The following is a 24655-nucleotide window of genomic DNA, read 5'->3' as shown; positions in this document are numbered from 1 at the left end:
CTATATTGACGCGTATCGAGGAACCTGTTGATCATGCCGTTACCCGCCAAAATTACATCCGAAAAAGCCCAAGCCGAGAGCGCGCTGCAGATAGAAGCCGCGCGCCCGGATGACCTCGAGGGGCTTCTGGAGATCGAAAGCCGCTGTTTTCGCACGGACCGGCTTTCCCGGCGCAGCTTCAAACGCTGGCTGCGTCGCACGGATTGCGTGTTTCTCGTGGCCCGCGATAGCGACGGGCTGGCGGGCTATTGCCTGGTGATATTGCGTCAAGGCACCCGCCTCGCGCGGCTATATTCGCTCGCAGTCGCCCCTGATCGTCAGGGACGAGGCGTAGCGCGCCAACTGTTGCAGCAAGCTGAAATTGATGCCCGCGCCACCGGTGCGCTCTACTTACGCCTGGAAGTCGCCGCCAGCAACACCGCCGCTATCGCGCTCTATGAGCACATGGGGTACGCACAGTTCGGACGCTATGACGATTACTACGAAGACCACAGCGATGCCCTGCGCATGGAGAAATGTGTGCGCGCCTACCAACCCGAGAGTGGCCCGCGCACATTACCCTGGCTGGCGCAGACAACCCCCTTCACCTGTGGGCCCGCAGCCCTGATGATGGCCATGGCAGGCCTGGATGAAACATACCTCCCGTCACCCTTGGAGGAAATCGAGATCTGGCGCGAGGCCACCACCATCTTTATGACCTCCGGTCATGGCGGTTGTCACCCACTGGGGCTGGCGCTGGCTGCTGACGCTCGCGGTTTCCACGCCGAGGTCTGGGTCAACGCACCCGGCCCACTGTTCGTTGAAGGCGTCCGTGACGAGAACAAAAAACGCGTGATAGGCCTGGTTCACGATGGTTTTGTCAGCCAGTGTGCCGCACGCGGCATAACGGTTCACTACCAGGATCTGGATCAGGAGCGGCTGCTGGCCATGTTCAACGCCGGCGCCAATATCCTTATCCTCATTTCCACCTACCGTCTGGACAGCAAAAAGGCGCCGCACTGGGTAGCGCTGTCCGGCTACGACGAAGCCTGCTTCTATGTCCACGACCCCGAGCTCGACGACTTGGGCACGCCCGCTGGCAGCCGGGACGACAACAAGGCCCCACTCGACTGCCAGTATTTACCCATTGCGCGGGAAGAATTCGCCGCCATGAGCCGCTTTGGTGGCAACCGCCTGCGCGCGGTGGTCGCAATCAGGCCACGCGGAACCGCCTGATATGAGTGCAGATCCACACTACCTCGCACTGGTGAGAACGCTGTCTGACCGCATCGTTGAGGCCCAACGGCCAATTCGCATTCTCGATGCCATCAAGTGGAACGGCACTGTGCGGCGCCAGTTTTTTGCCAGCGGCTGTCGCGAACTCCCCCGGGTGGATGCGGCGTTCTACCAGCAGCACAACCCACTGGACTTCGACCCCGGCGCGAAACGCGCTGAGTTCCAGGAAATCGAACGCGATATCGCGCGCAAACTGGGCCAGCTCAACCCACTGGCGCAAATCATGCGCCGGATGTGTCGCGAGTATCGCAGTGTGGTGCAGATGCTGGAGTTCCGGGGACAGGCCGAATTCGGCCAGATATCCGAGGACCTCTACGGCTCCTCCTCCGATGTCTTCCACGCCGGTGACCCTACGCTGGCCGACCTAGGCACCGCCATGGAAGCCACCCTGATCAACCTGCTGCAAAACACCTCCATGCAGGAGGCGCCCAAGACAATTCCAGCGGCAGAGGCCGTGGCAATGCTCAACGAGCGCCTGCTGCAGGCATTTCCAGATGCCGGAATCCGTGTGCTGCTCAACGACCAGATGACGGCGGATGCCGCGGCGGGTTCGGATTACCTGAAAATCCGCAGCGATGCCGTATTCAACGCGCTGGATATCGACGTCCTGGAAGTGCATGAAGGCTGGGTACATCTGGGCACTACGCTGAACGGCACGGCGCAGCCCGCCTGCACCTTCCTCAGCAAAGGCACCCCGTCAGCCACCACTACGCAGGAGGGGCTCGCGGTCCTGACCGAAATACTCACCCTGCGCTCCAGCCCATCGCGGCTGTACAGGCTGATAAATCGCGTTCGCGCGGTCACACTGGCCGAGAACGGCGCAAACTTCCTGGAGGTATTCAACTACCTGCAGGACCACAACATGAGCGCCGACGACAGCTACAGCATCGCCGTGCGGGTGTTTCGCGGCAGTACGCCGGAGGGCCGGCCGTACACCAAGGACCTCGCCTACATGCGCGGTTTCGTGCAGACCTACAATTTTCTCCGCCTGGCCATGAGCACCGGCAAGCTGGACACGCTGCCGGTGCTCTTCTGCGGCAAGATTCTGCTGGAGGACATCAAGGACTGGCGCCTGCTTATTGACGAAGGCGTGGTCAGCGCACCGCGTTTCCTGCCGCCCCACTTCGCCGATTTGACCGGGCTTGCTACCTGGATGAGCTTTTCGCGCTTTATCGCCTCACTGAACTTCGACCAGCTGCAGGCGGATTACGGCACGTTGCTGTAACCGGGGTCGCACAGCGCCAAGCCGCATTCCAGTAAAGTCACCTTCGCTCGTTTGCGCTCGGCCCGGCTACCACTACTGCGCCTGCGGCCCGCGACGCAACAGCTGCCGCAGGTGTGCAAGTTGCTGACGATGTGCCGCGGGCTCCCCGGAGCCCTGGCTGTACTCGAGCTGGTCAAACACCGCGGTAACCTGATGTGCCCACTCCTGCAGCGCGGGCGCCTCCAGTGCAATGCGCCGCCCGAAACTGCCAGGCGCTTCCCCGGGCCGGCGTGTCACGCCGCGTTTGTGCATCTGCTCACAGAAGTCGAGGTATAGCGCCTGTTCGGGTGGCAGGGCCGGAGGTCGGCGGCGGCGCAGCAACAGCCAGGCCACGGGCAGCAGAACAAGGGCACCGCTGGCCAACACAACACCGGCAAACACGGGCGTGCGGATGCTGCCGAACAGGTTCTGCAGCAAACGGTACTGCTCCTCGCCATCAAAACCCACCACCCAACTCTGCCATTGGTAGGTGAGCGCATCGTAGCGCAGGCGCAGCATATTCACCCAGTTTACGCCGCGATAGCGCAGGGGTGACAGCGGGGAGTTGGCGAGAAAGCTGCCCTCGCCGGCAACCGCCTCTTCCAGGCCAAGTTCGATACGGTCGGGAGACACCGCCGCCGTCGGATCGATACGAACCCAGCCTTGGCCCTGGAGCCAGACTTCCGCCCAGGCATGCGCGTCGAACTGGTGCACGATCACCGTGCGGTTCACCGGGTTGACCTCGCCGCCCTGATATCCGGCCACCACCCGCGCAGGCACGCCGGCAGCGCGCATCATGACCACGAAGGCATAGGCGTAGTGTTCACAGAAGCCGCGCCGGGTCTGCAGCAGGAATTGATCCATGGGATCCTGGGTGTCAAGCAGCGGTGGTTGGAGGGTGTAGACGAAAGGCTCCTCGCGGAAATAGCGCAGCACAGCGTCGACAAACCCCGCATCGTCTTGCGCCGCGCGACGCAGACGCTGTGCCAGCTCGCGGGTGGCGGGGTTGTGCTGCGCTGGCAGGGTCAACTCCGTCTGCCGGCGCCAGGCGGACAGCTCCAGTTCAAGTGGGGTGGCCGGCCAGCTGCGCACCTTGTACTGCATCTGCTCCTCGATTTCGACCGGGGAGTACAGGCGGAAGTCGGAGGTACGCAGAATGCCACGCTGTTCCGGCTCTGCATAGCGCAGGCTGTACAGCCAGTTTTGCTGCGTGGGCAGCATGAGCACACTATAGGACAGCGGGTTGCCCTCACGGGTCACCGCGGGTTGACGCAATTCGCCGGCCGGCAGCTCGTTGTACCGCAGGCTGCGCCAGGCACCCTCGTCGAGGACACTGAATACCAGGCCCCGCCAGTACAGTCCGGATCTGGGTGGAATATCGCCCTCGAACTGTACCCGGAACGCCACCTCACCCGACTGGCTGAGGGTGGAAATATCGCCGGGTTTCATGAAGTCGCTGACGCCGGTTTTCGCCGCGTGACTCTTCACTGGCACCGTCCACAGCGGCCCGATGCGCGGAAACAGAAAGAACAGCACAAGCATCAATGGAAACGCCTGCGCCAGCATCAGGGCCGGCAGACGCACGCTGCCCAGACGGAAGCGATCTTCCCGCGGCCGGTGCAGGGCCACCAGCCCCGTGGTCACAAGTACCAGCGTGAACAGGGCGTACAGGACCAACAACAGGTCCTGACTGAACAGAAAGCCGATGACACAAATGAAGTACCCCAGAAACAGCAGCACATAGGCGTCCTTGGGTTTCACCAATTCGAGCAATTTGAAGGAAAATGCAATGAGCAACAGCGCAACCGTTGGCTCCAGACCCAGCAGGTTGCCGTAACTCAGGTAGATAGCCACAAACCCGGCAACCGCCAACAACGCCCGCAGTGCCCGCCCGGGGAATGACGCGCGCCCCTGGAAAACCAGTATTCGCCATACCGCCGTGGCCAGGTAAACCAGCACCAACCAGAGCGGCAACCGCGTCAGGTGCGGCGCCAACAGCGCAAACTGACTGATGATAATCCACACCAGTGCATTGCGCGGTATCAGAGTCCCGGCGGCCAATGTCTGGCTCATTTGCCCCAGCCTCCGGCAAGCTGGAACACGGCGAGGGCGGCGAGCACCCTGGACTGGTGGGCTTCACCCGAGTCGGGGGCTATCTCGACGCCCGGGAGGCGCAGCCCATAATCCTCAGCCCGACGTTCCAATGCCAGCACCCAGTAGCACAGGTAGGACAGGCGATGTTCGCCGGAAGCATCGGCAAAAGCCTCCCAATCCAGCCAGGCACTGTGACTGGCATAGGAACCGTACACCTTGCTTTGTGGCGGGTGTCCTCGCGCCACACCTTTCCAGTGCACCTGCCGCAGCGCATCGCCCTGTCGATAGCTGCGGAAACCGTGGAAATCATCGCTGCCTGCAGTTTCCACGGCGGTACCCTCCGGACGTTCGCTGGCGACCCCCGGCGGTGCCGAGGTGATCAGGGGTCGAGGGTAAACCAGGGCCTGCAGATCCAGGTCAAGCCAGGTCCAGCAGCGCAGCAAACCCAGTGGATAGCGGCTTTCCAGTAACAGGCGCCCCGGATTGAACCAGCCTCTGGCCCCGACGGGAACATACAGCGTCACTTCGCAGCTGTCCCGATCCACCAGGCTGACGACGCTGTCGCTTCCCTGTGGCCAGCTGAGCCGCAGGGCGTAGTGTGTTGCTTTGCCAGCACGCTGCACCCGCACACGGAATTGACTGCGTTGCCCGGGGAATACAGGCGAGGCCGAGAGCGCATGTAGCGTCAACCCAGCCAGGTTGGCGTAGGTGTGCAGTGTGGAGATAACGAACAGCGTGGCGAGCAGGAAGGCGACTGCATAGGCCATATTGTTCTGATAGTTGATGGCTGTGAGTAGAATGAGCAGCAACAGCACCGCAAAAAACAGCCCCGGCAGAGAGGGAAAAATGAAGATGCGGCGCTGGTCCAACGTGACTGAGCGTGCAGGTGGAATGCGCCGCGCCAGCCAGCGCCCGAAATGCCTGCGCAACCCATTACCCTCCCCGTTTGCCTGCCTGTCGTCTGCCATGTCCGGATTCAGGACCGGATCACATCCACACTGCGCTGCATCAGATCCACCAGCGCATGTCCATCACCGGCGTAGTCACCGCTGGGCACCAGGCGGTGCGCAGCCACAGCAGCCAGCACCGCCTGCAAATCCTCAGGCACGATATGCTGACGGCGGTTCATGAACGCCCAGGTGCGGGCACAGTCGAGCAATGCCAGAGCTCCGCGTGGCGATAGCCCCACAGCAAACTCGGCGCGTTCGCGGGTAAACGCCACCAGCCGCTGCAGGTAGTCCAGTACGCTGTCCGCCACATGCACCTGGCGCGTTGCAGCGCGGCAGGACTCCAGCTCCTCTGGCGCCAGGCAGCGCTGCAGGGTGGCCTCGGGGTTCTCACCGGCTGCGGTGTTGAGCAGCATCTGCCGCTCGGCCTGTGGGTCGGGATACCCGAGATGCAAACGCATCAGGAAGCGGTCCAGCTGGCTTTCCGGCAGCGGATAGGTTCCCGACTGGTGGATCGGGTTCTGTGTGGCGATAACAAAAAACGGGCGGGGCAGACGGCGGGTCTCCCCTTCGATGGTTACCTGCCCTTCAGCCATGGCTTCCAGCAGCGCGCTCTGTGTGCGCGGCGTCGTGCGGTTGATTTCGTCTGCCAGCAGAACCTGAGTGAACACCGGGCCGGGGTGAAAGGTGAAGCTGCCATCGTTGCGGTTGTACACAGAGACACCGAGGATATCCGCGGGCAGCAGATCGCTGGTGAACTGTACGCGTTTATAGGAGAGGCCAAGCACAACCGCGAGTGCATGTGACAGGGTGGTTTTGCCCATCCCGGGCAAGTCCTCTATCAGCAGATGCCCGCGCGACAGCAGGCAGCACAGCGCGAGTCTGATTTGCGCTTCTTTGCCCAACAGTGCCGTGCCAACCTCCGCCACGGCACTGTCAATCGCGCCTACTATATCCATGCTGTTGCTCCTGGCCTTGTTCAATGCTCTGGCAAGGTGTTACGCAGGATAATCGGCTTCAGCCCGCCGCGCTCAAGCCGCGCTGTAAATCCCTGCGCAGGTCTGCCACATCCTCGAGCCCAACGGCCACCCGAATCAGCCCGTCGCTGATGCCCGCGTCAGCACGCTGCTGTGCGCTGAGGCGCCCGTGAGTCGTAGTTGCCGGGTGTACGATGGTGGATTTGGCATCCCCGAGGTTCGCGGTCAGGGAAAGGATTTGCGTGGCATCAATACAACGCCACGCGGCCGCCTGACCGCCGCGCACCTCAAAGGACAACACGCCACCAAACGCCGTCTGCTGGCTGGCAGCGAGTGCGTGTCCAGGGTGTTCCGGCAAGCCCGCATAGTACACCCGCTGGACCTGCGGCTGCTGTTGTAACCACAGGGCCAGTTCCAGCGCCGCGCGCGAGTGTGCCTCCATACGCAGGCGCAACGTCTCCAGCCCTTTCAGGAAAACCCAGGCGTTGAACGCGCTCATGGTCGGCCCGCAGGTGCGCAGGAATACCACCACCTCGTCCATCAGGGCCTGCGAGCCCACCACCGCCCCACCCACGCAGCGACCCTGCCCATCGAGATACTTGGTCGCCGAATGAATGACGATATCCGCTCCCAGCGCGAGGGGGCGCTGCAGCGCCGGTGTACAGAAACAGTTATCCACAACCAGCAGCGCACCCTGCGCATGAGCGAGGTCTGCCAGGGCACGGATATCGGCGACCTCGCACAGGGGGTTGGAGGGCGTCTCGAGATACAACAGGCGCGTTTCCGGGCGCAGCGCGGCACGCCATTCATCGGTCGCGAGCAAGGGTACGAAATCCACACTCACCCCGAAACGTGTCATGTAGCGCGCAAAGAGGTTGGTTGTAGTGCCGAAGACATCCCGCGAGCAGATAACATGGTCGCCCGCCTTCAGCAGCGCCATGCAGGTGCTGAGAATGGCCGCCATGCCAGAGGCCGTGCCCACGGCGGCCTCACCGCCTTCCAGGGCCGCCAGGCGCTCTTCAAAGCTGCGCACTGTGGGGTTGGTATACCGGGAATAGACGTTGCCCGGTGCTTCACCGGCAAAGCGCGCCGCCGCGTCCGCCGCAGAATTGAAGACGTAGCTGGAAGTGGCGAAAATGGGCTCGGAGTGCTCACCCTCAGCCGTGCGGTGAATACCGGCTCGGATGGCCAGTGTGTCCAGTCCGGCGCCTGCCAGCGGGTCGTTGGAATCGTTCATGCTGCCTCAGCTGACGTCATTGTGAATGCCCACCACTGTACCCTCGGCGAGCACCCGGGCACGGCTACGGCTCTGGGCATCGTCGTTGCGCAGTGCCTCGATACGTTCAAGATAGGCCTGGTCCACATCCCCGGTGGGATAATCGCCATTGAACACCGAACAATCAAAGCCCATTGTGCCCTTGTTGCCTTCACGGGAGCAGTTCACCAGATCCTCGAGATCCTGATACACCAGCCAGTCGGCGCCGATGAGCGTACACACTTCGTCGACAGTGCGTCCGTGGGCAATCAGCTCCGTGGCCGACGGCATATCGATGCCGTAGACATTCGGATAGCGTACCGGCGGTGCCGCAGAGGCGAAGTAGACCTTGGCGGCCCCTGCGTCGCGGGCCATCTGGATGATCTGGCGACAAGTGGTGCCGCGCACAATGGAGTCGTCCACCAGCATGACGTTCTTGCCTTCGAATTCCAGTGGCACCGGATTGAGCTTCTGGCGCACCGACTTCTTGCGCTCGCTTTGCCCTGGCATGATGAACGTGCGCCCGATATAGCGGTTCTTCATGAAGCCTTCGCGAAACTTGATTCCCAGCTCAGAGGCCAGCGACTGGCCGGCAATGCGGCTGGTATCGGGAATCGGGATCACCACGTCAATGTCGTGCTCGGGCCGCTCGCGCAGCACCTTCCGTGCCAGCGCCTCGCCCTGGCGCATGCGGGTCTTGTACACCGAAATGCCATCCATGAGCGAATCCGGACGTGCAAAATACACATGCTCGAATATGCAGGGACGCAGCTCCGGGTTCTGCGCACACTGGCGCCGGTGCATGGCACCGCGGCTGTCGATAAAAACCGCTTCTCCCGGCGCCACATCACCCAGCATACTGAAACCCAGCACATCCAGGGCGACACTTTCGGAAGCCAGCATATACTCGTCCCCCGCGTCGGTTTTACGCACGCCGATCACCAGCGGACGAATACCCAGCGGGTCGCGAAACCCGACCACGCCGTAGTCGACAATCAAGGCCACCGCCGCGTAACCACCGCGGCAACGGCGATGCACGGCCATGACCGCCTGAAATACATCGTCGGCTGTCGGGCTGAGCTTGCCCAGAGTCTGCAATTCGTGCGCGAACACGTTCAACAGGACTTCCGAGTCGGAATCCGTGTTCAGGTGGCGCAGGTCGTCCTGGAACAGCTCGCGTGTGAGCTGTTCCGAATTGGTCAGATTGCCGTTGTGCGCCAGCGCGATGCCGTAGGGCGAGTTGACATAGAACGGCTGTGCGAGCGCCGTGCCTGAGCTGCCCGCCGTGGGGTAGCGCACATGGCCGATCCCCATGGGACCCTTGAGTCGCTGCATGTGATCCTGTCGGAACACATCGCGCACGAGGCCCTCGCTCTTGCGTTGTGTAAAGCGCCCGCCGTAACAGGTCATTATGCCGGCGGCATCCTGTCCCCGGTGCTGTAACACCGTCAGAGCATCATAGATATCGGGCGCAACATTACCCTTGCCAACCAGTCCTACCAGCCCACACATACTGCGTATTCCTCTTTGTCAGACACTGACCGCCGGCAGCCGCCCGGCGTTGAACTCGCCGAGTCGCTGCATGGACCAGTCCAGCAGCGCATCGACCTGCGGCATCAAATAGGCCTGATGCAGCCACATCTGGTCGCGCGGTGGCAGCAACTCGCGCACGAGAAACACCAGTACCAGCACGATGATCACGCCGCGGGCAAAGCCAAAAATGGTACCCAGCAGACGGTCGAGTGTTCCCAATCCCGTCACCCTCACCAACTGGGCCATCAGCAGGCCGATCAGCCCTGTACACAGTAGAACGCCGACCAGGATCAACAGCCACGCCGCAATGTAGCGTGCCGTGAGGTTGCTGATGAGGCCGGTGAGGCGTGAAGCCAGATCGCCGGCAAACACATAGGCGAGGACAAATGCTGCTATCCAGCCCGCCAGAGAGAGCGCTTCCCGGGTAAAACCGCGCAGCAAACTGAGCAGCGTGGACAGTGTCACAATTGCGACGATCGCCCAATCCACCCAGGTCAACGCATCAATATTCAGCACAGTGCCGCCTGCCATTGCCGAGCTCGCGGGGCCGGCAGTCTACCAGCTTGGCGCGCAACACCAAAGCTTACCGGGCCCTCCATCAGGGTAAATACCGCCGCACCAAAGACTTGACGCCAAACTCGGTGTCCACCTCCGGGCGCAGGGCGTCGAGCCGGGCGCGTTCGAATTTGGGGCCGACATTGACCCGATACATCGTGCGACCGCCCACACTGACCGGGTCGACCCAGGCTTTTTCACCCATCGCTTCCAGGCGCTGCCGCAGGGCCTCCGCCTTGTCCTGGCTGCTCACACTGGCCACCTGCAGCATCCAGGCGATGGGTACGCCCTGGGCATCCAGTGCGGGCTGCTCCGGGGCCTCCTGCCGCGTCTCTCCCGGCTCAGGCGGCGGTGCTCGCCCTGCAGCGGCTTCCTCGCTGGCGGCCTCGCGCGCTTCCTCAACGCCGCTGCTCTCCGTCGCCAGCGTGGCAGCCACGGTAGGGGGCTCCGACCAGCCCAGATCATCATCTACGAGCGGCTCGCTATCCTCCGGCGCGTCGAGGGGCGCATCCGGCGAGCCGCGCATGCCGCTGGTATCCGGTGCGGCAATCGGCGTGGTATCCACGTCCGGCCGCGGAGGAATGCGCAAGTTCTCGATGTTGCCGTCGGACTGTGGCTCGACAAAAATGATCGGCCAGAAAATCACCCCGAGCGCGACCAGTATGAGCGCACCGACGAGGCGTTGCTTGAGAATATCGTTCACTGCTTACGCCTTTTCCTGTTCCCGCGACAGCCAGGTGAGAGCCGCCGCAACTGTGTGAAAGGAGCCGAACACCAGCAGCCGGTCGCCGGGGGCTGCTACGCTGCGAGCGCGTGCCAGCGCCTGACGCAGGTTGCGACTGACACTGATCATGCTCACCCCCACATCCCGCAATTGCGCTGCAATCGCAGCGGCGGATGCGGCACGCGCATTACCCGGTTGATCGGCCAGGAACCAGGCATCAACGTGGCGCTTGATGAGTTCCAGCATAGTCGCGATATCCTTGTCGGCCATGGCATAAAATACCGCAATCGTCTTCTGTTCGCAGGGTTCTGCCTCAAGGAAGTCAACCAGCCTGGCCACTGCCGCAGGGTTGTGCGCCACATCGAGCAGCACGCGTACACCGCCCACCGTGACTTGCTGGCGCCGCCCCGGCAGTTGCAGTGCAGGTAACACCTCAAGGAGCTCCGTATCAGAAGCCGATATGGCCAGGCATTCGAGTGCCTGCAGCGCTGCACACAGGTTCTCTGCGAGCAGCGCCGGGTTATGTATTACCGGCAGACGGCGCTGCTCACCGCCGGCGCTGGCCAACCATCCTGCCCAGCCCCCCGCGGCAGACTCTACGCCGAATGCCTGCCCCAGCCAATGCGCCCGCGCACCGCTCTCCTCCACCGCAGCGGTCAACCCGGCCGGCGGCGCACTGCAGGCGATAACGGCGGGAATTGCCGGGCGCAGGATGCCGGCTTTCTCGCGCGCGATCGCGTCCAGGCTGTCGCCCAGCCAATCCTGATGATCCAGGGCAATACTCGTGATCACCGCCACGCTGGGATCAATTATGTTGACCGCGTCCAGACGCCCACCCAGGCCCACCTCCAGCACCACGACATCCACATCGCGCTGCTTGAACAGGTAAAGTCCGGCGAGTGTGGCAAACTCGAAATAGGTCAGGGAAACGTTGCCCCTGGCGGCATCAATCGCCTCGAACGCGGCGACGATATCCGTATCGTCCACGTTCCGCGAGCCTATCCGTATCCGCTCGTTGAAGCGCAGCAAATGGGGCGACGTGTAAACCCCGACGCAGAGCCCTTTGTGCGTCAAGAGCGCCTCCAGCGCCCCCACGACGGAGCCCTTGCCATTGGTTCCCGCGACCGTGATCACCGGTGCGGATGGCGCCAACAGCTGCAAATGGGCTGCGACCGACGCAACCCTGTCCAGGCCCAACTCGATTTCCCGGGGGTGCAGCGCTTCCAGACGCGCCAGCCAGTCGGCCAGCGAAGGCTCAGTCATCCGTGAGATCGATACTCTCGACCGAGCCCGAGGCGTCCGCGCTGCTGGCATCGTCTTCGGTGTCCTCGGGCACCACCGGCACCTGCCCGGTGAACTTGCCGAGCAATCGCGCCAGGGTGTCGCGCATGTCGTTGCGGTGCACGATCATGTCGATGGCGCCGTGCGCGAGCAGAAACTCGCTGCGCTGGAAGCCTTTCGGCAGCTTTTGACGAATCGTCTGCTCGATGATATTGGGGCCGGCGAACCCGGCGCGCGCGTCCGGCTCGGCGACATTGATATCGCCCAACAGGGCCAGTGAAGCGGATACGCCACCATAGATGGGGTCGGTCATCACAGAGACATAGGGGATACCGGCTACTTTCATGCGCTCAATCACCGCGCTGGTTTTCGCCATCTGCATCAGCGAGATGAGCGCTTCCTGCATACGCGCACCGCCCGAGGCCGAGAAGCACACCAGGGGCATACCCTCGCTGAGCGCGAGCTGGGCCGCTCGCGTGAATTTTTCGCCGACGGCATACCCCATGGAGCCACCGTGAAACGCAAATTCGAAGGCGACGGTCACCACTGGCATACCCTGCAGGGTGCCGCGCATGGCGATCAAGGCGTCCTTCTCCCCGGTCGCTTTCTGTGCGGCCGAGAGGCGATCGCGATAGCGTTTCTTGTCACGGAATTTCAGACGGTCAACAGGCTCGATATCCGTGAGGATTTCCTCGCGACCATCGCGGTCAAGGAAAATATCCAGGCGACGGCGAGCGCCGATACGCATGTGATGATCACACTTGGGACAGACGTCATCATTGCGCTCAACGTCGGGCCGATACAGCACGGCATCGCACTTGACGCACTTTTTCCACAATCCTTCGGGTACGCTGGAGCGGCGAGCGCCCTCTTCCTTGCGCACTCCGGAAGGCAGTATCTTGTCAATCCAGCTCATGGCATCCCCCGTTGTGGTGACACCATTATAGCCGCCGGCAGCACCGTCTAGGAAGCGATGCTGTCCAATCCGCTGCGGATGCTCGCCACCAGCTCCGCCGCCACGCGCAGCAGATCTTCCTGACTGGCACCCTCGGCGGCGGCCTGCGCGATGACATCGACCAGCGCACTGCCCACCACCACGCCATCTGCGGTGGCGCCCACACGACAGGCGGACTCGGCATCCTTGATGCCGAAGCCGACGGCCAGTGGCAGCGTGGTGGCTTCGCGGATATGTGCGAGATGCCGCGCCACGTCGTCTGCATCCAGGTTACCGGCGCCGGTAACCCCTTTCAGGGCAACATAATAAATGAAACCACTGGCCTGATTGACGATGGACTCGATACGCGCTTTCGGCGTGGTGGGCGCAATCAGGAAAATATTATCCATGCCCACGCGGTGCAGCTCGGCGTTGACACCGGCCACTTCCTCCGGTGGGATATCCACGGTCAACAGGCCATCGAGGCCAACCGCGGCTGCCTGATCGGCGAAGCGCGCGTAACCCATGTGTTCAACCGGATTGGCATAACCCATCAGGAGCACCGGGGTTTCGGTATCCTGTTCGCGAAACGTGGCCACCATGGCCAGCGCATCGCGCAGGCGGGCACCGCTGGCCAGTGCGCGCTCGTGGGCTTTCTGGATAACCGGTCCCTCGGACATGGGGTCGGAAAAAGGCACCCCCAGCTCAATGATATCGGCACCCGCAGCAACCAGGGCATGCATCAGCGGTACGGTGCTGGCGAGGTTGGGATCCCCCGCGACGATATAGGGCACCAGGGCCTTGCGGCCCTGGGCGGCGAGCTGCTGGAAGCGCCCGGCTATCTTGCTCACTAGCTGTTCTCCTCGTGCATCTGCAATTCAGAAGTCGATGCCGTCGATATCGGCAACGGTGTGTATATCCTTGTCGCCACGGCCTGACAGGTTGACGATGATAGTCTGCTCGGGCGTCATGGTGGCCGCGAGCCTGCCGGCGTAGGCCAGCGCATGCGCGCTTTCGAGTGCAGGCATAATGCCCTCGGTGCGCGTCAGATCGTGAAACGCCGCCAGTGCCTCGGCATCATCAGCCGTGACATAGTTCACCCGGCCAATGTCTTTCAACCATGAATGCTCTGGGCCGACACCCGGGTAATCGAGGCCGGCTGATACGGAATGCGTGTGCATGATCTGCCCGTCCTCATCCTGCATCAGGTAGGTGCGATTGCCGTGCAGTACGCCCGGTGTACCAGCTGTGAGGGGCGCAGCATGCTCACCGCTGGCAACGCCGTGACCGCCCGCCTCCACACCGTACATGGCGACTGACTCATCCTCGAGGAACGGATGGAACAACCCGATGGCATTGGAACCGCCGCCCACACAGGCCACCAGAGCGTCCGGGAGACGCCCGGTTTGAGCGAGGGACTGTGCCCGCGCTTCGCGACCGATTACACACTGAAAATCCCGCACCAGCATGGGGTACGGGTGCGGGCCGGCAACGGTACCGATGATGTAGAACGTGTCATCGACGTTGGTCACCCAATCACGCATGGCCTCGTTCATCGCATCCTTGAGGGTGCGCGAGCCGGAGGTAACCGGCACAACCGTCGCGCCCAGCAGCTTCATGCGGTACACATTGAGCGCCTGGCGCCGCACATCCTCTTCGCCCATGAAGACGTGGCATTCGAGGCCCAGCCTGGCGGCGATCGTGGCCGTGGCGACACCGTGCTGGCCGGCACCGGTTTCGGCAATGACCCGCCGCTTGCCCATGTGCTTGGCCAGAAGTGCCTGCCCGACGGTGTTATTCACCTTGTGCGCACCGGTGTGATTCAGGTCTTCCCGCTTGAGCAGAATACGGGCGCCACCTACGCGGTCCGACCAGCGCCGCGCTTCGTACAGCGGGGACGGCCGACCGACGTAGTGCGCAAGGTCCTCATCCAGTTCGCGCTGGAATTCCTGGTCATCGGCCAACTGGCGATACAGGGCCTCAAGCTCGGACAGCGCCGACATGAGTGTCTCGGCGACAAATTTGCCACCGTAAACCCCGAAACGCCCCTCTGCATCGGGTACCGACGCAAAAATTTTCGTATTGAGATCCGTTGTCATGACATCTTCCCCTGCAAAAAAATCAGCTGTGCACTGCGGCAATAAAGCGCCGTATTCTCGCCGCATCCTTGATACCGGGTGCGCTCTCCACGCCTCCGCTCACGTCCACAGCGGCGGGTTGCACGGCCGCAATGGCACTGGCCACATTGTGCTCGTCAAGCCCGCCCGCGAGCACAAGTGGCCGCGGTAACCGGGCCGGTATGCTCGACCAGTCGAACGTTTGCCCGGTGCCGCCGGGCACACCGGGCTGCCAACTGTCCAGCAACAGGCCGCGCGCGCCGTGATAGCCCTTCGCGACCGCGCCAACATCAATCCCCGGCTTCATGCGCAAGGCTTTCAGGTAGGGGCGATCGAATTGCGCGCAAAACTGCGGGGGCTCGTCACCGTGGAACTGTAAACAATCTACGGGTACGCGCTGCAGAGTGCTATGGATTTCCTCTGCGCCGGCATCAACGAACAAGGCCACAACCGTGACAAGCGGCGGCAACGCGGCAACGATCTCCGCGGCCCGCTGCGGCGTCACACAGCGTTTGCTGGGCGAATAGAACACCAGACCAATGGCATCGGCTCCGGCCTCACTGGCGGCAATAGCATCCGCAACGCGGGTGATACCGCATATCTTGACAAGGGTTCTGGCCACAGTTCGGATCGGTGATTACCTGACGAAGGCCGCGGATGATAGCAGACCCTGGGGCGCAGTGTCTTCAACCCGGCAACACGAGGGGCCCCGGCGGGGTTACCGGCAAGCTGAACTGCGCCGGGTAACGCACGTCTACAAGGTACAGCCCCTCCGCGGGAGCAGTTTCAGCCGCACGGGTGCGGTCCCCTGCGAGCAGCAGGTCTGCAATCCATTCAGGCGACTGCTCGCCACAGCCAACGGCCATGAGGCTGCCGGCGATATTGCGCACCATGTGATGCAGGAATGCATTCGCCTCGATGTCGATGACCAGCAAATCCCCTCGGCGCGTCACGGAACAATGGTGCACGCAACGAAACGGCGTACTCGACTGGCACGCCGCGGCACGAAAGGCGCTGAAATCCTGTTCGCCAAGCAGTGCCTGCGCCGCGCCGTGCATGCGCACTGCATCCAGCGGTTTGCGCTGCCAGGTCAACTGACGACTGCTCAGGGCGGGGCGAATGGCGCTATTGACGATGACGTAGCGATAGCGTCGAGCAAGCGCCGAAAAGCGCGCATGAAAGTCCTCTGGCACCGGCTGTGCCCAGTGTATACGCACATCCGGCGGCAGGTGACTGTTGCCACCCAGAACCCAGGCTTTGGCGCTGCGGGTACAGGGGGCGTCGAAATGCACGATTTGCGCGTGGCCGTGGACACCGGCATCAGTGCGCCCGGCACAGTGTACACGTATGGGTTGCACCGCCACCCGCTCCAGGGCGTGCTCAAGCGCGCCCTGCACGGTGGGTGAGCTGGACTTCAACTGGGCCTGCCAGCCGTGGTAACCGCTGCCGTCGTACTCTATACGGCAGGCGATGCGCGTTCCGGTGGGAAGCAGAGCGCTGGAAAACGCCTGCTCTATGCCTGAATCAGCCAAGCCTTTCGAGCAACTCCCGTGCGTCCTGCTGTTGCTCCGAGCTACCGCCGAGGATCACTTCATCGAGAATTTGCCGTGCGCCATCGTCGTCGCCCATGTCGATGTAGGCTCGGGCGAGATCCAGCTTGGTAGACATCGGGTCGCCGTCGTCGGCGAACACGAAATCGTCTTCACTGCTGTCACCACCGCTGCGCCCTTTCTCGAAATCGGCCGACAAATCGAGTTCATCAGCGCTGCCATCTTCAATTTCAAGGTCGAGGAACTCGGGTTCCTCATCCACGGAGGGGACCAGGGCATCGCGCCCATCCAGGCTGCTCAGCTCTTCGAGCTCCGGCAAGTCCCCGGACAGATCATCAACAGGCGCATAGGATGCGGGCGCCCCCGCGGGTGTCGCTGGTGGTGCGGCGTCTTCGTCGAGATCCGACAGGAACCCGCCGTCGTTGAACGCATCACCTGGCGCAGAGGAGGCAAACTCATCCTGTGCATCGATGCGCTCGTCGACCGGCGACAGCCGCGCATCACTGAGCATCTGCTCGGCGCGGGCAATGCTGTTGGCATCGCCAATACGCTGCAACTCCATCATCTGCTGATCAGCCTGGTCACGATCGCCAGTCTCAGCCGCCAGACCCAACAACTTGAGACGGTAAGCCGGGTTATCGGGATCCGACAGGGTGGCTTTGCGCAACAAGTCCATGGCCTGGGCGTAGCGCCCGTAGGCGATATAAATATCCGCTTCCGCGAGCGCATCGCCCGCGTCAACATCGGACGCGTATTCGTCGTGCTTGCGCTCACCGTAGCCGCGCTGGCCGCCGCGCTGCAGCCCGGCATCCACAGGGGGCGTCTCTGGCGGAGTTGCCGCCGCCGATTCGCTGCTCTCGTCTTCGTCAAACTCGACTGCATGGTCCTGCAGCTGAATATCCGCGAAGGCGTCGGCCTCTTTCTGGCGCGGCGCACGCGCAGCGGGCACCACTGCCAAGGCTTCTTCACCGGTGTCGTCTTCCTGGCGGCGACGCCACACGAACAGACCTGCCAGCAGCGCGAGGACTGCACCACCTGCGACATAGAGCCAATAGCTATTGCTGCCTGCTTGCGGCGCGGGCGACTCTGGCTGCACGACCACAGCGGGCGCCGGTGCAACGACAGGAGCCACCACCGTGTCAGCGGCGACGTCCTCGGCCGGTAAAGCGCTGCCCGGCGTCGCTTCCGCCTCGGCGAGAGCCTGCTGCAGAGCTGCAATTTCCGCGTCCTTGACCTCAACCATGCGCTCAAGCGCATCGAGACGATCGGTCAACTGTGTGAGCTGCTCGCCAAATGCGGCGCGCTCGCGCGCATCGGCTGCAGAATCTGTTGCCGGAGCCATCGCGTCTTCTGCGGCTGCGCTCGCGACTTCGGTTGCGGAGGTACTGTCAGGCACCGCATCCGCACGCGTATCCGTGTCGCCCTGTTCGCTGGCGGCTCCGGCCGAGATGCGCAATGCGGGACCCGCCGACGCCGGCGCTGAGGCACGACCCGCGCGCCAGTCTTCATTTTGCTGCCGCACTTCCGCAAGCACGGCTGCGACATCTGCGTCACCGGCAACGTCACTGCTGTCAGGCAGGTAAATAATGTAACCGGCCTTGATGCGATTGATATTGCCGTCGATGAAAGCGTCGGGGTTCAGGCGCTGGATTTCCAGCATGGCCTGCTGCACCGTGACACCCTCAGGGCGTGCACGCTGGGCAATCGTCCACAGAGTCTCATCGCGACGGATCATGTAACGGGCACCCGGCGCCGGATCGGACGCGGTGCCCGCACTAAAATTTCGCTCAGGCATTGCCCCGGGCGCGAGCTCGGATTCGCGCATGCCCACCCGCGTACCTTCGCCCGATGACTCGACGGTTTCCGCCGGCACTTCAGCACTGGCCTCCGCTTCGGCCACCAGCCGTGAAGCAGACACAGTAGTGCTCTGCGATTCAAATGCTGGCGGGTCGACCAGTACCGTGTAATTGCGCAACAGACGGCCGGACGGCCAGCGGGCCTCGACGATAAAGTCGAGATACGGTTCGAGCACCGGATCTTCCGAGGTGAGGATGATCGCGCCGCCGCCGTTTTTGTCGACGCGAACTTCAAAACTGATACCCGTCAGGAAGTACGCACGATCAATGCCCAACCGATCGAAATCGTCCGCGGTCGCGAGCCGAACGCGAATCTGATCCTGGTCGAGGTTGCCGACATCCAGCAGCCCCACTTCCGCTCGCAACGGTTCATTCAGAAACGAGTTCAGCGAAAGTTCGCCAAGCCCCAATGCCCAAACAGAACCTGCTTGCAGGCACCCCAAGGCTGCCAGTGCAACTGCCAACCGCTTCTTTCGAGCCATAAACACGCCTTGTTATGCTCCCCTGCCATCCCCTGAGCCATCTTTATTGCGGCTCGAGCCCCTTCATGACGACTCCGAAGATACCGCAAGTATGTTGTAACGCAAAGGGTTAATCAATATAACCCCGGATCAGTGCCTCGGCAATCTGGACACTGTTGAGCGCCGCGCCCTTGCGCACGTTGTCTGATACAACCCAGAGATCAAGGCCACGGGGATGAGAGATATCCTCGCGAATCCTGCCGACAAACACCGGGTCCTTGCCCGCCGACTCGGTGACCGCTGTGGGATAGCCGCCGTCTGCACGCTCATCAACCACCGTAATGCCCGGAGATCCTTCGAGTAACTTGCGCGCGTCAGCCGCAGAGATTTTGTCACGTGTTTCGATATGCAGTGCCTCGGAATGACCGAAAAAAACCGGCACCCGAACACAGGTAGGATTCACCTGGATGCTCTCGTCACCGAAGATCTTGTGGGTCTCCCAGACCATTTTCATTTCTTCCCGGGTGTAGCCGTTGTCCTGGAAAGTATCAATGTGCGGCAGCACATTGAAGGCGATTTGCTTCGGGTAGACCTCGCACTCGATGCTCTGCCCGTTCAACAGCCGCGCAGTTTGTCCCGCAAGCTCTTCAATCGCCTCCTTGCCGGTACCGGACACTGCCTGGTAAGTGCACACGTTGATGCGCTCAATACCCACGGCGTCATAAATGGGTTTCAACGCAACCAGCATCTGGATTGTCGAACAGTTGGGGTTGGCAATGATATTGCGCTGGGTATAGCCCGCCAGTGCCGGCAGATTCACTTCAGGCACAATCAGTGGGATATCGGCATCACGGCGGAAATGGGAGGTGTTATCGATAACAATACAACCCGCAGCCGCCGCTTTCGGCGCAAATTCCTCGGAGATACTGCCACCCGCCGAGAACAGTCCGATCTGGGCCTGACTGAAATCGAACTCCGCGAGGTCCGTGACTCGCACCGACTTGCCGCGGAACTTCACGGTCTTGCCCGCCGACCGTGCACTGGCCAGCGGATAGAGTGTGCGTACCGGAAAGTCGCGCTCTTCAAGAATGGACATCATGGTTTCGCCTACGGCGCCCGTGGCACCGACAACGGCAACGTCATACTGCTTGCTCATAACAACCTCAATTGAAAAAGTGAACGTTCAACCGCCAAGCGCGGCGACCACGGCGGCGCCCATCTCGCGGGTAGACACCGCCGGCTGACCCGCAGCGGCGATGTCGGGTGTGCGCAGGCCCTGGTCGAGCACGCTGCTCACCGCCCGCTCGATGGCCTCCGCAGCCTCGGCCTCGTCAAGAGTGTAGCGCAGCATCATGGCGACCGAGAGGATCGTGGCCAACGGATTCGCCTTGCCCTGCCCCGCGATATCCGGTGCAGAACCATGGCAGGGCTCGTACATGCCGCGCCCGTCTTTATCCAGCGACGCGGAGGGCAGCATGCCGATCGATCCGGTGAGCATGGCCGCCGCGTCCGACAGGATATCGCCGAACATGTTGCCGGTTACCATAACATCAAATTGCTTCGGCGCTCGCACCAGCTGCATCGCCGCATTGTCGACATACATGTGGCTGAGTTCGACATCCGGGTAGTCGCGAGCGACCTCCTCCATCACTTCCCGCCAGAGCACAGTCACTTCAAGCACGTTGCTCTTGTCGACTGAACACACGCGGCGGTCGCGCTGGCGCGCCAGACCGAACGCCAGGTGGCCAATGCGGCGGATTTCGGACTCACTGTAGACATAAGTATTGAAGCCCTGTCGCTCGCCATTCTCCAGAGTGCGAATGCCGCGGGGCTCACCGAAGTAAATGCCGCCGGTCAGTTCCCGGACAATCAGTATATCCAGACCGGCGACCACCTCTGCCTTAAGGCTGGAGGCCTCAGCCAGCTGCGGGTAGAGAATGGCTGGACGCAGGTTGCCGAAGAGCCCCAGCTGCGAACGCAAACCGAGCAGCCCACGCTCCGGGCGCAAATGCCGTTCCACGGCGTCCCACTTGGGGCCGCCCACAGCGCCGAGCAGAATCGCATCGGCGTCCCGCGCCGCCTGCAACGTGGCATCCGGCAATGGCACACCGTGCGCATCAATCGCGGCGCCACCGAGCAGGCCGTGTTCCAGCGACAGCCCGAGCTGGTAACGCTGGTTCACCGTTTCCAGCACCTGCACCGCCTCGGCCATGATTTCCGGACCGATGTAATCACCGGGTAAAACCAGAATACGTTTACTCATCTCAGCCCTGTCCTTTACCAATCACATTGAACAACCAGGGGGACTGCTCCCGCCAGCGATTCTCAAACTTGTGAATATGCGCAGCGCTTTCCAGCGTCACGCCGATGTCGTCCAGCCCCTTCAGCAGGCACTGCTTGCGCGCGACATCCACCTCAAAACCCAGCACTTCGCCTGCGGGCGTGCGCACCTCCTGAGCAGCCAGGTCGATCTCCAGGCGATACCCCGCTTGTGCATAAAGCGCCGTGAACAGCTGCTCAACCGTTGCAGCGGGCAAAACCACCGGGAGAATGCCGTTCTTGAAACAGTTGTTGTAGAAGATGTCGGCAAAGCTGGGGGCAATGATGCACCGAAAGCCGTAATCCTCAAGCGCCCAGGGCGCGTGCTCGCGGCTGGAGCCACAGCCGAAGTTTTCCCGCGCCAAAAGCACTGTCGCGCCATGATAGCGGGGCTGGTTCAGGGGGAAATCAGGGTTCAGGGGCCGGTTGCTGCAATCCTCACCCGGCTGCCCCTCATCGAGGTAGCGCATTTCGTCGAACAGGTTGGGCCCGAAACCGCTGCGCTTGATCGACTTGAGAAACTGCTTGGGGATGATCATGTCGGTATCGACATTGGCGCGATCCATTGGCGCGACCAGCCCCTCCAGCACGGTGAAACTTTTCATTGTGTGGACTCCTGCAAGGTGCGAACGTCAACGAAATGCCCGGCGATGGCGGCAGCCGCCGCCATCGCCGGACTGACCAGGTGCGTGCGCCCGCCAATCCCCTGACGCCCCTCAAAATTGCGGTTGGAGGTGGAGGCACAGTGCTCCCCCGCCCCCAGCTTGTCCGCATTCATCGCCAGGCACATCGAGCAACCCGGCTCGCGCCACTCCATGCCCGCCGCGAGAAATATCTCGTGCAGGCCTTCGGCCTCGGCCTGTGCCTTCACCTGGCCGGAGCCGGGCACAACCAACGCCTGCTTGATACTGGAAGCCACCTGCCGCCCGCGCACCACCGCGGCCGCCGCACGCAGGTCTTCAATACGCGAGTTGGTGCAGGAGCCGATAAACACGCGATCAAGGTGGATATCCGTAATCGCCATGCCCGGCGTCAGCCCCATGTACTCAATGGCGCGCTGCGCGGCGCTGCGCTGTGTCGCGTTGTCCATGCCTTGCGGGTCCGGCACATGGCCATCAACAGGCAGCACCATCTCCGGTGAATTGCCCCAGGTCACTTGCGGCACAATGTCTTCCCCGCGCAGTGTCACCACTTTGTCGAACACCGCGTCGGCATCGCTGTGCAGGTCAGCCCATGCGGCCTGCGCCGCATCCCAGAGCGCACCGCTGGGGGAGTAGGTTCGGCCCTTCACGTAGTCGAGCGTGGTCTGGTCCACGGCGATCATGCCCATGCGGGCGCCCGCCTCGATAGACATGTTGCACAGCGTCATGCGGCCTTCCATGCTGAGACCGCGAATCACTTCGCCGGCGAACTCGATGGCGTAGCCGGTGCCGCCTGCCGTACCAATGCGACCGATAATCGCCAGCGCGACATCCTTGGCGGTCACGCCCGCTGGCAGCGCGCCGTCAACACGTACCAGCAGGTTTTTCATTTTCTGCTGAATCAGGCACTGCGTGGCGAGTACGTGCTCGACTTCCGAGGTGCCGATGCCGTGCGCCAGGGCTCCCAGCGCACCGTGGGTGGAGGTATGCGAGTCGCCGCAAACGATTGTCATGCCCGGCAGGGTTGCGCCCTGCTCCGGTCCCACCACATGCACAATGCCCTGGCGCACGTCGTTGATGGGTATCTCTACAATGTCAAAGTCGCGGCAGTTGTCGTCAAGTGTCTGCACCTGCAAACGCGACACCTGGTCGCGAATACCGGCAATCCCGCCGGCACGCTCCTCCCGTGAGGTCGGCACATTGTGGTCCGGCACCGCGAGGTTGGCATCCAGCCGCCAGGGCTTGCGCCCGGCCAGGCGCAGCCCTTCAAAGGCCTGCGGTGAGGTCACTTCATGAATAAGGTGACGATCGATATAGATCAGGGCAGAGCCGTCCTCGCGCTGCTCTACCAGATGATTGCGCCAGAGTTTGTCGTACAGTGTCAGCCCGGCCATGCCCGCCCCCACAGAGAAATCGAATTGAGGGGACAAGCATAAGGTTGACTGAACGATTACTCAAATTTATTATTTTTATCCATAGCATTCCCAAAAGGAATTCAAATGGATTTGCAGAACCTCCAGGCTTTTCTCTTGGTCGCCGAGGAAGGGTCGTTTTCTCTGGCGGCCGAGCGCCTGCACCTGACCCAGCCTGCCGTCAGCAAGCGCATCGCCCTGCTGGAGCAAGGCCTGGGCAGCGCCCTGTTTGACCGCATTGGTCGACACACCTCGTTGACGGAAGCCGGCCAGGCACTGCTGCCTCATGCGCGGGCTATCACGCAGCAACTGCTAGGCGCCGAGCGCGCGGTGCGCGACCTGTCGGGCGAGGTGGCAGGTGAGCTGCGCCTGGCGACCAGCCACCATATCGGCCTGCACCGGCTGCCGCCGGTTCTTAGCGCCTTCAGCAAAGCGCACCCGGGTGCCCACATCGACATTGAATTCACAGACTCCGAACAGGCCTACGACCTCATCATGCAGGGCCGCTCGGAGCTCGCGGTCGTGACCCTGGCGCCCGAGGTCGACGACAGCGTGGTGGCGCGCCCGGTCTGGCGCGATCCGCTGGTGTTCATGTGTGCTGCCGATCATCCTCTCGCCAGTGACCCAAAGCACTGCAGCCTGCCCGACCTGGCCCTGCATCCGGCCATCCTGCCCGGTCTCAACACCTACACGGGGCAGATCGTGAAACGCCTGTTTGCCGAGCATCGTCTTGCGCTCAGGGTGTCGATGGCGACCAACTATCTTGAAACCATTCGCATGATGGCGGCGGTAGGGCTGGGGTGGACCGTCCTGCCCGCGACCATGCTGAGCGATGAGCTACACGTTCTGCCGGTGCAGGGGATTGCGCTGGAGCGCACCCTGGGTCTGGTCTATCACCGCGGACGCAGCCTCTCGCGCGCGGCGCAGGCCTTTATCTCTATCCTGGAAGGCTGCGACGGGGACGCACGCGCTTGACTGCGCGAATCATTCTGCAGGCAACAAGCCATCAGCGGGCGCCGGGCGCTTCCAGATACCCTCATGTTCAGGCAGATAGAAGGTTCCGTTGAAGCGTGCCACGACACCACCGGGGCCCCTGATGAGGCCGCTGCTGAACCCGAAACGCCGTTTCACGTCGACCTGCAGCACATCGGCCTGCAACCAGTGCCCGAGTTTACCCGCGCTGACAAAATCCAGCGCAAGGTTAATGGTCGGGCTTCCCGCGCTGCGACCGGACGCATGATTCACGCCGGTGGCTGCAGCGATATCTGCCAGCGTTGACAGCACGCCGCCGTGACAGATACCCATCACGTTGCAGTGCTGCTGTGCCACGACCAGGCCGAAACTTACCCCGGCGTCACTGATACGCCGATAACAGGGCTGCAGTGTGTCCGTGTAACCCAGGCCCTCGGGCAGCCGCGTGAAGCCCTCGGGTATCTGGGCGTCGCTCCCGTTTTCCCGTGTCATCCCTGTTCTCCCACCAC

General features: G+C 62.4%; 22 protein-coding genes. 3 read left to right on the top strand and 19 right to left on the bottom strand.

What is annotated here, in order from left to right; translation table 11 throughout:
• The first annotated feature begins 33 nt into the window (after positions 1-33).
• Together G533_RS0107320 and G533_RS0107315 are read left to right on the top strand one after the other, a co-directional pair.
• Entirely contained in the window at positions 34-1215 is a 1182-nt protein-coding gene (locus G533_RS0107320; protein ID WP_084638862.1) for a GNAT family N-acetyltransferase/peptidase C39 family protein, read from the top strand.
• A 1-nt stretch (position 1216) separates the two neighbouring features.
• On the top strand, positions 1217-2500 hold the full coding sequence (locus G533_RS0107315) for a flavohemoglobin expression-modulating QEGLA motif protein (RefSeq protein WP_027949389.1): 1284 nt from the start codon (positions 1217-1219) through the stop codon (positions 2498-2500).
• 72 nt (positions 2501-2572) lie between these two features.
• On the opposite strand, the gene G533_RS0107310 is transcribed toward G533_RS0107315, so the two are convergent.
• The 18 genes from G533_RS0107310 to leuC all read right to left on the bottom strand — a co-directional run bounded on the left by G533_RS0107310 (position 2573) and on the right by leuC (position 23156).
• Complete coding sequence (locus G533_RS0107310) at positions 2573-4591, bottom strand: transglutaminase TgpA family protein (RefSeq protein ID WP_035527025.1); 2019 nt, start codon at positions 4589-4591, stop codon at positions 2573-2575.
• The gene (locus G533_RS0107305; RefSeq protein WP_051230084.1) at positions 4588-5580 is read right to left on the bottom strand and encodes a DUF58 domain-containing protein; all 993 of its coding nucleotides are present in this window, start codon (positions 5578-5580) and stop codon (positions 4588-4590) included. The genes G533_RS0107310 and G533_RS0107305 overlap by 4 nt, the downstream gene beginning before the upstream one ends.
• Positions 5581-5588: 8 nt before the next feature.
• Complete coding sequence (locus G533_RS0107300) at positions 5589-6518, bottom strand: AAA family ATPase (protein ID WP_027949386.1); 930 nt, start codon at positions 6516-6518, stop codon at positions 5589-5591.
• A 58-nt stretch (positions 6519-6576) separates the two neighbouring features.
• Positions 6577-7773, bottom strand: a complete 1197-nt coding sequence (locus tag G533_RS0107295; RefSeq protein WP_027949385.1) for an O-succinylhomoserine sulfhydrylase — start codon at positions 7771-7773, stop codon at positions 6577-6579.
• A gap of 6 nt (positions 7774-7779) precedes the next feature.
• Positions 7780-9303 (bottom strand): amidophosphoribosyltransferase, encoded by a 1524-nt coding sequence (purF, locus tag G533_RS0107290; protein WP_027949384.1) that lies wholly within the window; start codon positions 9301-9303, stop codon positions 7780-7782.
• Positions 9304-9321: 18 nt separating this feature from the next.
• Positions 9322-9840 carry a CvpA family protein gene (locus G533_RS0107285; RefSeq protein WP_027949383.1) on the bottom strand — a complete coding sequence of 173 codons (519 nt, stop codon included), beginning with the start codon at positions 9838-9840 and terminating at the stop codon, positions 9322-9324.
• 82 nt (positions 9841-9922) lie between these two features.
• The gene (locus tag G533_RS0107280; protein WP_027949382.1) at positions 9923-10582 is read right to left on the bottom strand and encodes an SPOR domain-containing protein; all 660 of its coding nucleotides are present in this window, start codon (positions 10580-10582) and stop codon (positions 9923-9925) included.
• A gap of 3 nt (positions 10583-10585) precedes the next feature.
• The gene (gene folC / locus G533_RS0107275) at positions 10586-11866 is read right to left on the bottom strand and encodes a bifunctional tetrahydrofolate synthase/dihydrofolate synthase (RefSeq protein WP_027949381.1); all 1281 of its coding nucleotides are present in this window, start codon (positions 11864-11866) and stop codon (positions 10586-10588) included.
• Positions 11859-12800 (bottom strand): acetyl-CoA carboxylase, carboxyltransferase subunit beta, encoded by a 942-nt coding sequence (gene accD, locus G533_RS21025; protein WP_035527019.1) that lies wholly within the window; start codon positions 12798-12800, stop codon positions 11859-11861. Before accD ends, folC begins: the two co-directional genes overlap by 8 nt.
• A 47-nt stretch (positions 12801-12847) precedes the next feature.
• A complete protein-coding gene (trpA, locus tag G533_RS0107265; protein WP_027949380.1) occupies positions 12848-13669 on the bottom strand; it encodes a tryptophan synthase subunit alpha in 822 nt (273 codons plus the stop codon).
• A gap of 27 nt (positions 13670-13696) precedes the next feature.
• On the bottom strand, positions 13697-14917 hold the full coding sequence (trpB, locus tag G533_RS0107260; RefSeq protein ID WP_027949379.1) for a tryptophan synthase subunit beta: 1221 nt from the start codon (positions 14915-14917) through the stop codon (positions 13697-13699).
• A 22-nt stretch (positions 14918-14939) separates the two neighbouring features.
• Positions 14940-15557: a phosphoribosylanthranilate isomerase gene (locus G533_RS0107255; protein WP_035527015.1), complete on the bottom strand. Its 618-nt coding sequence runs from the start codon at positions 15555-15557 to the stop codon at positions 14940-14942.
• Between the two features lie 64 nt (positions 15558-15621).
• Positions 15622-16467: a tRNA pseudouridine(38-40) synthase TruA gene (gene truA / locus G533_RS0107250; RefSeq protein ID WP_240472395.1), complete on the bottom strand. Its 846-nt coding sequence runs from the start codon at positions 16465-16467 to the stop codon at positions 15622-15624.
• Positions 16460-18823 (bottom strand): FimV/HubP family polar landmark protein, encoded by a 2364-nt coding sequence (locus G533_RS0107245; RefSeq protein ID WP_035527012.1) that lies wholly within the window; start codon positions 18821-18823, stop codon positions 16460-16462. Before G533_RS0107245 ends, truA begins: the two co-directional genes overlap by 8 nt.
• A 109-nt stretch (positions 18824-18932) precedes the next feature.
• On the bottom strand, positions 18933-19958 hold the full coding sequence (locus tag G533_RS0107240; protein ID WP_027949375.1) for an aspartate-semialdehyde dehydrogenase: 1026 nt from the start codon (positions 19956-19958) through the stop codon (positions 18933-18935).
• Positions 19959-19985: 27 nt separating this feature from the next.
• On the bottom strand, positions 19986-21065 hold the full coding sequence (leuB, locus tag G533_RS0107235; RefSeq protein WP_027949374.1) for a 3-isopropylmalate dehydrogenase: 1080 nt from the start codon (positions 21063-21065) through the stop codon (positions 19986-19988).
• Position 21066: 1 nt separating this feature from the next.
• Positions 21067-21726 carry a 3-isopropylmalate dehydratase small subunit gene (leuD, locus tag G533_RS0107230; RefSeq protein WP_027949373.1) on the bottom strand — a complete coding sequence of 220 codons (660 nt, stop codon included), beginning with the start codon at positions 21724-21726 and terminating at the stop codon, positions 21067-21069.
• Positions 21723-23156, bottom strand: a complete 1434-nt coding sequence (gene leuC, locus G533_RS0107225; RefSeq protein ID WP_027949372.1) for a 3-isopropylmalate dehydratase large subunit — start codon at positions 23154-23156, stop codon at positions 21723-21725. The genes leuD and leuC overlap by 4 nt, the downstream gene beginning before the upstream one ends.
• Before the next feature lie 105 nt (positions 23157-23261).
• On the opposite strand from leuC, the gene G533_RS0107220 reads away from it, so the two are divergent.
• Positions 23262-24149: a LysR family transcriptional regulator gene (locus G533_RS0107220; RefSeq protein ID WP_027949371.1), complete on the top strand. Its 888-nt coding sequence runs from the start codon at positions 23262-23264 to the stop codon at positions 24147-24149.
• A gap of 9 nt (positions 24150-24158) precedes the next feature.
• Here the strand turns inward: G533_RS0107220 and G533_RS21020 are convergent, their stop codons facing one another.
• A complete protein-coding gene (locus G533_RS21020) occupies positions 24159-24638 on the bottom strand; it encodes a PaaI family thioesterase (RefSeq protein WP_051230083.1) in 480 nt (159 codons plus the stop codon).
• Between the last annotated feature and the right edge of the window lie 17 nt (positions 24639-24655).

The sequence above is a fragment of the Haliea salexigens DSM 19537 genome (assembly GCF_000423125.1).
Lineage (GTDB): Bacteria > Pseudomonadota > Gammaproteobacteria > Pseudomonadales > Halieaceae > Haliea > Haliea salexigens.
The sequence above is the reverse complement of the archived record's forward strand: the minus strand, read 5'-3'. Positions and strand labels throughout refer to the sequence as shown.